This window comes from Aeromicrobium sp. S22 (assembly GCF_009661045.1).
Taxonomy (GTDB): domain Bacteria; phylum Actinomycetota; class Actinomycetes; order Propionibacteriales; family Nocardioidaceae; genus Aeromicrobium; species Aeromicrobium yanjiei.
Map to the genome: position 1 here is coordinate 1358565 of NZ_WJWV01000001.1, position 12939 is coordinate 1371503.

Sequence of the window (12939 nt, forward strand, 5' to 3'; positions counted from 1 at the left end):
GCATGACTGATCGCACCACCTACGTCCTGGTCGACGGCGAGAACATCGACGCGACCCTGGGTCAGTCCATCCTCGGGCGCCGTCCTCAGCCCCACGAGCGCCCGCGGTGGGACCGTCTGCTGCAGTTCGCCGAGGACACCTGGGACCAGCCGGCCGCCGGCCTGTTCTTCCTCGCGGCCAACGGCGAGCTGCCGATGCCGTTCGTGCAGGCGCTGACCGCGATCGGCTTCCGGGCCGTCCCGCTGTCGGGCAATGCCGACGAGAAGGTCGTCGACATCGCGATCCAGCGCACCCTCGAGGAGCTCGGGCGCCGCGAGGCGGACGTCATGCTGGCGAGCAACGACGGCGACTTCGTCGAGCAGCTCAGCCCCCTGGTGGAACCCGGGCGGCGTACGGCGCTGCTGGCGTTTCGCGAGTTCCGCAGCGCGGGCTTCGTGCCGCTGATCGATCGCGGTCTGGAGTTCCACGACCTCGAGTACGACGTGCAGGCGTTCAACACGAGCCTGCCGCGCATCCGGGTCATCCCGATCGCCGAGTTCGATCCGCGCGACTTCCTCTGACGCAGGCTCAGGCCGCGAGGGTGCGGATCGCGTGAACCATCCACGGTGCTGCCAGGAACACGGTGGGCACGACCAGCACGACGGCCGAGATCGCGTACGCGAGAGCTGAGGCCAGGGGGTTGCGGGGATCGGGGTCCAGGAGCCGGTCCATGCGGATGCGGGTCGCCGAGCCGATGCCGAGCGCTCCCGCAGGAGTGGGCGCCCCGGCGAGCGTGACCAGTGCGCGGGCCACGGCAGCGTCGCCGCAGGACTTGCGGGCGGCGTCGTCGGCCAGCAGCTCGACCATGATCTGGCTCTGCACGAGCGGCGCGTCGGTGCGCAGCACGCGGGGGAACGCCCGGTGCAGCACCGTGAAGGCCTCGAGGACCAGGTCGTGCCGACGCCGGACGTGGGCTCGCTCGTGCTCGAGGACGGCCGCGTACTCGGCGGCTGAGAGGGTCGAGATCGTGCCCTGGGAGACCACGATGCGGGGGGAGGTTCGCCCGGGGACGCAGTACGCGATGGGCGTCTGCTCCTGCAGGATGCGGATCGCGGGTGCCATCCCGTCGGGCTCTCCCAGCAGGTCCACGAGGTGGCGCTGGCGGCGGCGACGCGTCTGGGTCTCCTGCCACACGGTCCACGCGGCCCACCAGAACTGCGTCCACACCAGCACGCCGATGCCGAGGATGACCAGGTGGAGGGTGATGCGCCACCAGGTGAGGTGATCGGCCGTGACGAGCCACAGCGCGGTGGAGAGGGCAGCGCCGGAGATCGCCAGCACGGCGGCGAGCGCGAAGGACTGCCACAAGATGATGCCGGCGCGCGGGACGAGCAGGGGCCAGCTGGTCCGGGCCAGCAGCGCGGGCACGGGCAGCGCGAGCGCGAGCCCGATCAGCCCGAGCAGGAGGGGAGTCACTCCGAGATCCGGGACTCGATCTCGTCGAGGGCGGCACGCAGCGCCTGGGCCTCGGCGGGGTCGACGGTGCGGGCGAAGTGGACGAGCGCGGCGGTGCGGTCGGTGCCGGCCTGGTCGAGCGCGGCGTGCAGGAGCTCGGACGTCGCGGCGTCGCGGCTCAACGCGGGGGCGTAGCGGAACGCCCGGCCGTCGCGCTCGCGGCGCACCATCTTCTTGGCGCCGAGTCGGTCGAGAACGGTCATGACGGTCGTGTACGCGGGGTCGCGCCCGCCGAGCTCGTCGATCACTCCGCGCACCGTGAGAGGCGCCGAGGCGTCCCACAGGATGTTCATGACCGAGCGTTCGAGCTCTCCGAGATGAGGCATGTGACCTAATCTACTACGCCACGTAGTAAATCGGCTTGCTGCTGGACCGGTCGAGTTACTACGCTCCGTAGTAGTTACTACGCACCGTAGTAGCCAGAGACGGAGTCGACCATGGATGTCCTGGACCTCGCACGCTGGCAGTTCGGCATCACGACCGTCTACCACTTCTTCTTCGTGCCGCTCACGATCGGACTGTCCGTCCTCGTCGCCGTGATGCAGACCAAGTGGCACCGCTCGGGTGACGAGCGCTGGCTCCGGCTGACCAAGTTCTTCGGCAAGCTGTTCTTGATCAACTTCGCGATGGGCATCGCGACCGGCATCGTCCAGGAGTTCCAGTTCGGGATGAACTGGAGCGACTACTCACGGTTCGTGGGTGACATCTTCGGCGCCCCCCTGGCCATCGAGGGCCTGCTGGCGTTCTTCCTGGAGTCGACGTTCCTCGGTCTCTGGATCTTCGGGTGGGACCGGCTCAAGCCAGGCGTCCACCTCGCGTGCATCTGGATCGCGGCGGCCGGCACCGTCTTCTCGGCGTACTTCATCCTCGCCGCCAACTCGTTCATGCAGAACCCGGTCGGCTACACGCTGAACACCGAGAAGGGTCGCGCGGAGCTGACCGACTTCAAGGCGGTGCTGACGAACGAGGTCCTGCTCGTGACCTTCCCGCACCAGATCATCGGCTGCTTCATGGTCGCCGGCGCGTTCGTCGCAGGTGTCGCGCTGTGGAACATGATGCGCCACCCCGACCGGGACGCCGACGCGTTCCGCCCCGCGTTCCGCATGGGCGCCGTCGTGCTGCTGGTCGCGGGCTTCGGCACCATGATCACCGGCGACTTCCAGGGCAAGGTCATGACCGAGGTGCAGCCCATGAAGATGGCCGCGGCCGAGGCGCTGTACGAGGACGCGGGCCCCGCGCCGTTCTCGATCCTCACGGTCGGCACGCTCGACGGCTCGAAGGAGGTCTTCAAGCTCGAGATTCCCAAGCTGCTCTCGTTCCTCGGCACCGGCACCCTCGACGGCGAGGTCCGCGGCATCGACTCGCTGCAGGAGGAGTACGAGCAGAAGTACGGCCCGGGCGACTACAAGCCCAACATCCCCGTCACGTACTGGACCTTCCGCGCCATGATCACGACGGGCGGCCTGGCGATGCTGGCCGGCGCGATCATGCTCTGGGCGACCCGCCGCAACCGCATCCCACGCTCGAAGTGGCTGCTGCGCACCGCGATCGTCCTGCCGCTGCTGCCGATGGTGGCCAACTCGTTCGGCTGGATCTTCACCGAGATGGGCCGCCAGCCCTGGGTCGTGTTCGGTCTCATGCCGACCTCGGCGGGTGTCTCGCCCAGCACGAGCGTGGGCGAGGTCGCGACGTCGCTCGCCGCCTTCACCCTCCTGTACGGCGTCCTGGCCGTGATCGAGGTCCGGCTGCTGCTGCGCTATGTGCAAAAGGGTCTGCCGGAGCTCGACCCGCCCCGCGACCCGGACCTCGACGACGCTGACGCGCCGCTCACGTACGCCTACTGATCGGACACTGACATGGAGCTCACGACCTTCTGGTTCATCATCATCGCGGTCCTGTGGGTCGGCTACCTCGTGCTCGAGGGATTCGACTTCGGGGTCGGCATGCTCATGGCGGTCATGGCCAAGGGCGAGCGGGAGCGCCGCGCCCTGATCAGCACGATCGGTCCGGTCTGGGACGGCAACGAGGTGTGGTTGCTGGTCGCCGGCGGAGCCACGTTCGCGGCGTTCCCCGAGTGGTACGCGACGCTGTTCAGCGGCTTCTACCTCCCGCTGCTGCTCATCCTGATCGGGCTGATCGTGCGCATCATCGGCATCGAGTTCCGCTCGAAGCGGGACGAGCCGTCGTGGCGGCGCAACTGCGACATCGCGATCGTCTTCGGCTCGGTCGTCCCGGCCCTGCTGTGGGGCGTCGCCCTGGCCAACATCGTCCGCGGTGTGCCGATCGACGCGGACGGTGAGTACGTCGGCGGCTTCTTCACCCTGCTGAACCCCTACGGTCTGCTCGGCGGCCTGGTGACGCTGACGGTCTTCCTGGTCCACGGCGCGTTCTTCGTCGGGCTCAAGACCGAGGGGGAGATCCGCGAGCGGGCGATCAAGCTCGGCCTCCGGGTCGGTGTCGTCGCCGGAGCGCTCGCGGTGGCGTTCATCGTGTGGACCGGGCTGGCGCAGGACAGCCTCGCGGTCTGGATCCTCGGTGGCCTGGCAGCCGTCGCGTTCGTGCTCGGCATGGTCAGTGCAGTCGCCGGCCGGGACGGCTGGGCGTTCACGGGCACCGCGTTCTCGATCGCCCTGGTCGTCGCGACCCTGTTCACGGGCCTGTTCCCCGACGTCATGCCGTCCTCGCTCGACGCGGCCTGGTCGCTGACGACCACCAACGCGGCCTCGACGCCGTACACGCTGAAGATCATGTCGTGGGTCGCGGTGATCTTCACCCCGATCGTCATCGGCTACCAGAGCTGGTCGTACTGGGTGTTCCGCCGCCGCATCAGCCTGAACCACATCCCGGTCTGACCGCGATGCGTCCACTCGACCCCCGTCTCGTCCGCCGCTCCAGCGGCGTGCGCCGCCTCCTCGCCGCCAGCGTGCTGCTGGGCCTCGCCACCGCGGGGCTGGTGATCGCGGTCGCGTACGTCGTGGCGGAGGTCGTGGCCCGGCGCTTCGACGGCGAGCCCGTCGCCGCCCTCGTGACCGCGATCGCCGTGGGTCTGGGCGCACGCGCCCTCGTGGCGTGGTGCCACACCGCGGTGTCGGCGCGCGCGGCCGCGACCGTGAAGGCGGAGCTCCGCGACGAGGTCGTGGACGATCTGCTCGATCCCCGCCGGTTGGGCGCGCGTCCCAACAGCGCCCGCGTGGTCGCACTGCTCGGTCCGGGCCTCGACGCCTTCGACGGCTACGTCGGCCGTTTCCTGCCACAGGTGGTGCTCTCGGCGCTCGTCCCGCCGCTGGTGCTCATCGCGGTGGCCTCCGCGGACCTGCTGTCGGCGATCGTGCTGACCGTGACCCTGCCGCTCGTGGTGGTGTTCCTGGTGCTGGTCGGCATGGTCACCAAGGAGCGGATCGACCGCCGCTGGCAGGCGCTCGAGCGACTCGGGCGCCACTTCGCCGACGTGCTGGACGGCCTGACGGTCCTCAAGGTCTTCGGCCGCCGCCAGGAGAAGGGGCTGCGGGAGGTGGGCGACCGGCACCGCCGCGAGTCGGTGCGTGCGCTGCGCCTCGCGTTCCTGTCCTCGCTGGTGCTCGAGCTGTTCTCGACGCTCGCCGTCGCGCTCGTGGCCGTCAGCGTCGGGCTGCGGGTCGTCGAGGGCCACCTCGAGCTGGGCCCGGCCCTGTTCGTGCTGCTCCTGGCGCCGGAGGCGTTCGCCCCGCTCAAGCGCCTCGGCGCGATGTTCCACGACAGCACCGAGGGCGCCGAGGCCACCGCGGAGCTGCTGAGCCTGCTGGACCACGACCGGCACACCGGCACCGCTCCCGCCCCGGACCTGCGCTCCGCCGAGATCGTCCTCGACGGCGTCGTCGTGCGCCGCGACGGACGCGCGATCCCCGGCCTGGACCTCGCACACACGCGCATCCGCCCGGGCGAGCTCATCGCCGTCACGGGACCGTCCGGCGTCGGCAAGTCCACCCTGCTGTCGCTGCTCATGGCCTTCGAGCGTCCGACGACCGGCTACGTCCTGGTCGACGACGTGGATCTCTCGACGATCGACCCCGTCGCCTGGCGCGCACAGATCGCCTGGGTGCCGCAGGTGCCCGGCCTCGTGCCCGGCACGATCGAGGACAACGTACGTCTCGGAGACGGGGAGTCGAGCCGCGACGACGTGATGGCGGCGCTGCGCGACGCAGGCGCGGCCGATCTTCCGCTGGACCGCGTCGTCGACGAGTCGGGCGACGATGTGTCGGCGGGCGAGCGCCGCCGGATCGCGGTGGCGCGGGCCGTGCTGCGCGTACGCCGGGGGAGTGCGCACCTCGTGCTCCTCGACGAGCCGACCGCGGGGCTGGACCCCGAGCGCGAGGCTGCCGTCCTCCGCACGGTGCGGTCGCTCGGCGTGACCGTCGTGGTGGTCGCCCACCGCCCCGAGACCATCGCGGCCGCGGACCGCGAGCTGCAGCTCACCTCGAGGATGGTGCTCGCATGAAGATGATCTGGGGCCGGCTCTTCGGCGTCATGTCGGAGCTCGCCGGCATCGGCCTGCTGCTGACGTCCGCGTGGCTGATCGTCCGGGCCGCCGAGCAGCCGCCCGTGCTCTACCTGATGATCGCGATCGTGTCGGTGCGGTTCTTCGGCCTCGCGCGGGCGGCCCTCCGTTACGTCGAGCGGCTCCTGACCCACGACGCCGCGTTCGCGCGGGTCACCGAGGCGCGCATCGCGGTCTACCGGGACCTCGACCGGGTCGCCCCCGGCGGCATGCCGTCCCACCGGCGGGGAGACCTGGTGAGCCGGGTGGTGTCGGACGTCGACGCGATCCAGGACCGCGTGCTCCGGCTGCGCGGGCCGTGGGTCGTGGCGCTCGTCTCGGCCGCGGTGACCGTCGCGCTCGCGACCGTGATCGAGCCGCGGGCAGGAGCCGTCCTCGCCGCCACGACGATCACGGCGATGGGCGCAGTCCGCGTGGTCGTCCCGTGGTCCGTGCGGCGCGCCGGGGCGTTGACCGCCCGGTGGCGCGGCGATCTCGCGGCGGACGTCTCGCAGGCTGTCCTGGCCGCGCCCGACCTCGTCGCGTACGGGGCGACCGACGTCCTGCGCCGCGAGACCCGCCGCTCGACCGCCTCCTTGGCGGCGGCCCAGCGGCGCGCCGCGGTGGTCTCGGGCCTGGGCGAGGCCGTCGTCCTGCTGGCCACCGGGGTCGCGGTCGCCGCGATCGCGGCCCTCTCGGGTGACCTGAACCCCGTGCTCGTCGGCATCGTGGTCCTCGCGCCGCTCGCCCTGGTGGAGTCGCTCTCGGCACTGGCCGAGGCCGAGCGGCTGCGTCCGGAGATCGAGGGCGCCGAGGCCCGTCTGGCCGAGCTCTCACTGGCTGCGGCGGCGATCACCGATCCCGTGGACGTCCACCCGCTCCCGACGTCGTACGACCTGGCCGCCCGGGACCTCGCGGTCGGCTGGAGCTCGACCGTCGCGAAGGGGATCGACCTGGAGCTGCCCGAGGGCGGCGTCCTGGGCGTCACCGGGCCGAGCGGCTGTGGCAAGAGCACGCTGGCCCACACCCTCGCCCGGCTCGTGGAGGCCCGCGAGGGACAGGTGCTGCTCGGTGGGGTGGACGTCCGGGAGCTCGCGGCGTCCGACGTGCGCTCGGTGGTCGGCTACCTCGGGCAGGACGAGATCGTCTTCGACACCTCGATCCGCGAGAACCTGCGCATCGCCGACCCGAAGGCGACCGACGCCGACATGCTCAAGGCCTTGGACACCGCCGGTCTCGGCGACTTCGTGGCCTCGCTGCCCGACGGTCTCGGCACCACGGTCGGTGAGCGCGGCAACCGGCTGTCCGGCGGGGAGCGCCAGCGGCTGTGCCTCGCACGGCTGGTGCTGGGCGGTCACCGCGTCCTGATCGTCGACGAGCCCACCGAGCACCTGGACGCCGCGGCGGGGGAGGCGCTGATGGACGACCTGCTGGCGCTGGCTCCCGACCGGAGCCTGGTCGTCATCAGCCACTCGGCCGCGGTGCTCGAGCGCGTCGGCCGGGTCGTGGCCGTGGGCGACGCCCAGCACGTCCCGCATAGGATCGCGGTGTGACCACGACCGTTCTCCTCATCGTCATCGCTGCCGCCGTCATCATCGTGGGCGCCGGCATCGGCCTCGTCATGTCCCGTGGGAGGGCCGAGCTGCCCCCGCCGGCGGATCTCCAGGAGATCACCGACGAGGTCATCCACCACCCTGAGCGTCCTGAGCCCCACCTGGAGGACGAGGACCTCCCGCCGCCGTCCACCGCGGTCGACACGCTGGAGCGTCCCGAGACCCCGCAGGGCCGGCTGGTCCGCCTGCGGGCCCGGCTCGCGAAGTCGCAGGGCTCGCTCGGCCGGGGACTGCTGTCCGTCCTGGGCCGCGCTCGCCTCGACGACGCTGCCTGGGAGGAGATCGAGGACACCCTGCTCGCCGCCGACGTCGGCGTGACGGCGACGGACGAGCTGGTGCAGAACCTGCGCACGAAGCTGCGCGTCGAGGGCATCACCGATCCCGAGCTCGCCAAGGCCGCGCTCCGCGAGGAGCTCGTGCGCCTCGTCGACCCGACCCTGGACCGGACGCTGCGCTCCACGGGCACCGACGGGAAGCCCGGCGTCGTGCTCGTCGTCGGCGTCAACGGCACCGGCAAGACCACGACCGTCGGCCGCCTCGCCCGCGTCCTGGTGGCCGAGGAGCAGACCGTCGTCCTGGGTGCGGCAGACACGTTCCGCGCCGCAGCCGCCGACCAGCTGCAGACCTGGGGCGAGCGGGTCGGCGTACCGACCGTCCGTGGTCCCGAGGGCGGCGACCCCGCGAGCGTGGGCTTCGAGGCCGTCCAGCGCGGCATCGCGGACGAGACCGATGTCGTCCTGGTCGACACCGCGGGGCGCCTGCACACCAAGTCCGGGCTCATGGACGAGCTCGGCAAGGTCAAGCGCGTGATCGAGAAGCAGGCCCCCGTCACCGAGGTCCTCCTGGTCATCGACGCCACGACGGGGCAGAACGGCCTGACCCAGGCGCGCGTCTTCGGCGAGGTCGTGGACGTCAGCGGCATCGTCCTGACCAAGCTCGACGGCACCGCCAAGGGCGGCATCGTCATCGCGGTGCAGCGTGAGCTCGGCGTCCCGGTCAAGTTCGTCGGCCTCGGCGAGGGCGAGGACGACCTGGCGCCGTTCGACGCCGAGGAGTTCGTCGACGCCCTCCTCGCCTGACCCCAGCCCCCAGCCCAGATTTGCGGACTCCTGCACGTTTTCCTGAGGACATTGCGTGCAGGGCTCCGCAAATCTGGGCGGGGGTGGGGCGCGTAACACGGTGTTTACACAGATTCGATTTCCGTGACCTGGGCGCAACACCCAGGGGCTCATCACGAAACTCTCCGCAATCAGGCTGTGACGCAGCGGGTGGCACCTCGCCCGCGGTCACTACTTCGGAGGTTTCATGGATACCGGCGATACCGCGTGGATCCTGGCCAGCTCGGCCTTGGTCCTGCTCATGACGCCAGGACTGGCGTTCTTCTACGGCGGAATGGTCCGCTCCAAGACCGTGCTCAACATGATGATGATGAGCTTCTCGGCGCTCGCGATCATCCCGGTCCTGTGGGTCCTGTACGGCTACACGATGGCCTTCGGCCCGGACGGCAGCAGCCTGCTCGGTGGCTTCGGCAAGGCCGGCCTCGACGGCGTCGGCCAGGGCAGCCTCTCCGGCACGATCCCCGAGTACGTCTTCGTCGGCTTCCAGCTGATGTTCGCGATCATCACCGTGGCGCTGATCAGCGGCGCGATCGCCGACCGGGCCAAGTTCAGCGCCTGGCTGGTCTTCGTCGTCGTGTGGGTCACGGTCGTGTACTTCCCGGTCGCGCACTGGGTCTTCGACTTCGGTGACAACGGCGGCTGGATCGCGACCAAGCTCGAGGCGATCGACTTCGCGGGCGGCACGGCCGTCCACATCAACGCCGGCGCCGCCGGTCTTGCCCTGGCCCTGGTGCTGGGCAAGCGGGTCGGCTGGCGACGTGACCCGATGCGTCCGCACAACCTGCCGTTCGTCCTGCTCGGCGCGGGCCTGCTGTGGTTCGGCTGGTTCGGCTTCAACGCGGGCTCCGCGGTGGGCGCCAACGGCCTGGCCGGTCTCGCGTTCGTCAACACCGCAGTCGCCACGGGCGCTGCGATCATCGGCTGGATCGCGGTGGAGTACGTCCGTGAGGGCAAGGGCACGAGCCTCGGTGCCGCCTCGGGCGCCGTTGCCGGCCTCGTCGCGATCACGCCCGCCGCAGGAGCGGTCTCGCCGGTCGGCTCGATCGTCCTCGGCATCATCGCCGGTGCGCTGTGCGCACTCGCCGTGGGGCTGAAGTACAAGCTCGGCTACGACGACTCGCTCGACGTCGTGGGTGTCCACCTCGTGGGCGGTCTCGTCGGCACGGTCCTGATCGGCGTCCTGGCGACCAAGGGCAACACCGGTGGCATCGGCAGCCTGTTCTACGGCGGCGACGTCACCCAGCTGGGCAAGCAGATCGTCGCGGCGGTCGCCGTGCTGGCCTACTCGTTCGTGCTCACGTACGTCATCGGTAAGTTGATTGACATGACGATCGGCTTCCGGGTGAGCGAGGAGGACGAGGTGACCGGCATCGACCAGGTCGAGCACCTCGAGACCGCCTACGACTACGCCGGCAGCAGCGCAGGCGGATCCAACCTTCTGAAGGAGCTCTGAGCATGAAGCTGGTGACCGCGGTGATCAAGCCGCACAAGTGGGAAGAGGTCCGCGAGGCCCTGGCAGCAGCAGGCGTCGCAGGCATGACGGTGACCGAGGCCAGTGGCTACGGGCAGCAGAAGGGACACACCGAGGTCTACCGCGGCGCGGAGTACGACGTGTCGCTCGTGCCGAAGATCCGGCTCGAGGTCGTCGTCGACGACGCGGACGTCGAGAGCGTCGTCTCGACGATCACGGCCTCGGCGCAGACCGGCAAGATCGGTGACGGCAAGGTCTGGGTCGTCCCGGTCGACTCCGTCGTCCGGGTCCGGACGGGCGAGACCGACGAGGCCGCCCTGTAACCACCCCTCCTCCCCGCTGGGCCTGACGTACTGGCAGACACGCCGTCGGCGTGTTCGTCGAAACGTCAGGCCCAGCGTCGTGCGGGGGACCTCTAGCCTGTACGCGTGACAGACGACCTTGCCCGCCGCCGGGCCGAACGAGCCCTCGAGGCCGACCGCCGCCTCCGCCAGCTGTTCTCCGCGGCGGCGCCCGCGCACGACGGCGATCCGCGCGAGGGCGGGGGGCTCGCGCTCGTGGCGGTGGGCGGCTACGGCCGCTCCGAGCTGTCGCCGTTCAGCGATCTCGACGTCGTGCTCCTGCACGATCCGTCGATCGAGGAGTCCGTGGTCCGTGAGGTCGCCGAGGCGATCTGGTATCCGCTCTGGGACGACGGGGTGGCCCTCGACCACTCGGTGCGCGACACCCGGCAGATGCGTGCCGCGGCGGCCGACGACCACCGGGCCGCGATGGGGATGCTCGACGCCCGCCCGGTCGCCGGCGACTCGGGCCTCGTCCTGGGCCTGCGCTCGGAGGTGCTGGCCGACTGGCGGCGCGACGCCCGTACGCGTGTCGAGGAGGTGCGCCGGGCCCGGGAGGCCCGGATCGAGCGAGCGGGCTGGCTCGCGCACGCCGCGGTGCCCGACCTCAAGGAGTCCGGCGGGGGACTGCGCGACAGCGTGACCCTGCGGGCGCTCGTCGCGACGTGGCTGATCGACGTCCCGCACGGGGAGTCCGAGTGGCTGCGCACCTCGCTGCTGGACGTCCGCGACGCGCTGCACCAGACCGTGGGCCGCCGGGTCGAGCGCCTCGATCCCGAGGCGATCCCCGACGTCGCTGCGGCGCTCGGGATGGGCGCCGAGGAGCTCGACCTCCACACGCGGCAGATCGGTCGCCGCATCGCCCACCTCGCCTCGCTCGCGTGGCGCAAGGTCGACGACGCCCTGGCCCCGCCCCGCAAGGGCACGATCACCTCGACGGGCCCCAAGGTGTCGGTGATCAGCGAGGGGGTGGGCGTCCTGGCCGGCGAGGTGATCGTGACCAAGGACGCGGATCCCGCGACCGATCCCGAGCTCGCGCTGCGGGCGGCCGCCGCGGCCGCCCGGGAGGGGCTGCCACTCGGGCCCGGGTCCGCCGTGCGGCTGGCCAGGACCATGGGCGAGCTGCCGGACCCATGGCCGCCGTCGGCCCGCCGCCACCTGGTCGACCTGCTCACCGCGGGCCCGGGCCTCGTCCGCGTGTGGGACGAGCTCGACTTCGCCGGCGTCGTCGACCGGCTGCTGCCCGAGTGGGCGCCCATCCGCCTGCGCGGCTCCTCGTCGCCGGTGCACCGGTTCACGGTGGACCGCCACAGCCTGGAGGCGTGCGTGCACGCCGCCGCGGTCAAGCGGGACGTCGCGCGTCCCGACCTGCTGGCCGTGGCGGCGCTGCTGCACGACATCGGCAAGGGCGTCCCGGGCGACCACTCCGAGGTGGGCGCACCGATGGCCGAGCGCATCGCGCGACGGTGGGGGTTCGACGCGGCCGACGCCGAGGTGGTGGGGCGCCTCGTGCGCTGGCACCTGCTCCTGCCGACCATCGCGACGCGCCGCGACATCGAGGACCCGTCCACCGCGACGAACGTCGCGGAGATCGTGGGCACCGAGGACTTCCTGGACCTGCTCGCGGCGCTCACCGCCTCGGACGCCCAGGCGACCGGCGCGAGCGCGTGGTCCACGTGGCGTCGCGGCCTCATCGAGGGTCTGGTCGCCAAGGTGCGTGGGGTGCTGGACGACTCGGTGACGACGCCCGACGCCGACGCGTACGAGGGGTGGCCCGTCCACGTCCCGATCCCCGGCTGGGGGACCACCGGGCCCGCGGACTTCACCCTCACGGTCGAGCCGCACCAAGGCGGATCGCTGCTCACGGTCGTCACGGCCAACCGGCGCGGCGTCATGGCCGATCTCGCGGGCGGCCTCGCGCTGGCCGGGCTCGCGATCCGTTCGGCGCGCACCGTCACTCTCGGCGACGTCGCGGTGTCGCTGTGGGAGGTGTCTCGCCAGGACGTCGACCCCGCACGCCTGACCGAGCGGCTGCGCCCCGCGATGGCGGGCGATCTGGACCTGCCCGGCCGTCTGGCGTCGATCCCCGATGCCGAGGACGCGCGGGTGCGTCTGCTGACCCACGTGTCGGAGACCGCGACGGTCGTCGAGGTCCGCGCACACGACCGTCGGGGGCTCGTGTGGACCGTGTGCCACCGGATCGCAGATCTTGGGCTGTCGATCCGTTCGGCGCACATGTCGACGTACGGCGAGGAGGTCCGCGACGTCTTCTACGTCGTCGACGCCGACGGGAACCGGCTCGACGAGGACATGGCACTCAGGCTTCGCGACGCCATCGCCTCGGCTCTCGCCTGAGGCCTCGGTTAGAGTTGATCAGACCCCCACCATC

At 71.3% G+C, this 12939-nt stretch carries 11 protein-coding genes; 9 read left to right on the forward strand and 2 right to left on the reverse strand.

Annotated elements, in window-relative coordinates; genetic code table 11:
- Nucleotides 1-2 precede the first annotated feature (2 nt).
- Entirely contained in the window at nucleotides 3-560 is a 558-nt protein-coding gene (locus tag GEV27_RS06685; protein ID WP_153653288.1) for an NYN domain-containing protein, read from the forward strand.
- Nucleotides 561-567: 7 nt separating this feature from the next.
- On the opposite strand, the gene GEV27_RS06690 is transcribed toward GEV27_RS06685, so the two are convergent.
- Both GEV27_RS06690 and GEV27_RS06695 read right to left on the reverse strand, forming a co-directional pair.
- Nucleotides 568-1455, reverse strand: coding sequence for a M56 family metallopeptidase (locus GEV27_RS06690; RefSeq protein ID WP_309222078.1), 888 nt, complete (start codon nucleotides 1453-1455; stop codon nucleotides 568-570).
- Nucleotides 1452-1820, reverse strand: coding sequence for a BlaI/MecI/CopY family transcriptional regulator (locus tag GEV27_RS06695; RefSeq protein WP_153653284.1), 369 nt, complete (start codon nucleotides 1818-1820; stop codon nucleotides 1452-1454). The genes GEV27_RS06690 and GEV27_RS06695 overlap by 4 nt, the downstream gene beginning before the upstream one ends.
- A gap of 111 nt (nucleotides 1821-1931) precedes the next feature.
- Here GEV27_RS06695 and GEV27_RS06700 point away from each other — a divergent pair, with 111 nt between their 5' ends.
- From GEV27_RS06700 to GEV27_RS06735, 8 genes are all read left to right on the forward strand, one after another.
- Nucleotides 1932-3338: a cytochrome ubiquinol oxidase subunit I gene (locus GEV27_RS06700; RefSeq protein ID WP_153653283.1), complete on the forward strand. Its 1407-nt coding sequence runs from the start codon at nucleotides 1932-1934 to the stop codon at nucleotides 3336-3338.
- 12 nt (nucleotides 3339-3350) lie between these two features.
- Nucleotides 3351-4346: a cytochrome d ubiquinol oxidase subunit II gene (gene cydB / locus GEV27_RS06705; RefSeq protein ID WP_153910447.1), complete on the forward strand. Its 996-nt coding sequence runs from the start codon at nucleotides 3351-3353 to the stop codon at nucleotides 4344-4346.
- A 5-nt stretch (nucleotides 4347-4351) separates the two neighbouring features.
- Nucleotides 4352-5968: a thiol reductant ABC exporter subunit CydD gene (cydD, locus tag GEV27_RS06710; protein WP_153933735.1), complete on the forward strand. Its 1617-nt coding sequence runs from the start codon at nucleotides 4352-4354 to the stop codon at nucleotides 5966-5968.
- Entirely contained in the window at nucleotides 5965-7560 is a 1596-nt protein-coding gene (gene cydC, locus GEV27_RS06715) for a thiol reductant ABC exporter subunit CydC (RefSeq protein ID WP_153933736.1), read from the forward strand. The genes cydD and cydC overlap by 4 nt, the downstream gene beginning before the upstream one ends.
- The gene (ftsY, locus tag GEV27_RS06720) at nucleotides 7557-8699 is read left to right on the forward strand and encodes a signal recognition particle-docking protein FtsY (RefSeq protein ID WP_153653276.1); all 1143 of its coding nucleotides are present in this window, start codon (nucleotides 7557-7559) and stop codon (nucleotides 8697-8699) included. The genes cydC and ftsY overlap by 4 nt, the downstream gene beginning before the upstream one ends.
- Before the next feature lie 226 nt (nucleotides 8700-8925).
- Nucleotides 8926-10191, forward strand: a complete 1266-nt coding sequence (locus tag GEV27_RS06725; protein WP_153910454.1) for an ammonium transporter — start codon at nucleotides 8926-8928, stop codon at nucleotides 10189-10191.
- A 2-nt stretch (nucleotides 10192-10193) separates the two neighbouring features.
- Nucleotides 10194-10532 (forward strand): P-II family nitrogen regulator, encoded by a 339-nt coding sequence (locus GEV27_RS06730; RefSeq protein ID WP_153653272.1) that lies wholly within the window; start codon nucleotides 10194-10196, stop codon nucleotides 10530-10532.
- 105 nt (nucleotides 10533-10637) lie between these two features.
- A complete protein-coding gene (locus GEV27_RS06735) occupies nucleotides 10638-12905 on the forward strand; it encodes a [protein-PII] uridylyltransferase (RefSeq protein ID WP_309222079.1) in 2268 nt (755 codons plus the stop codon).
- Nucleotides 12906-12939: the final 34 nt, after the last annotated feature.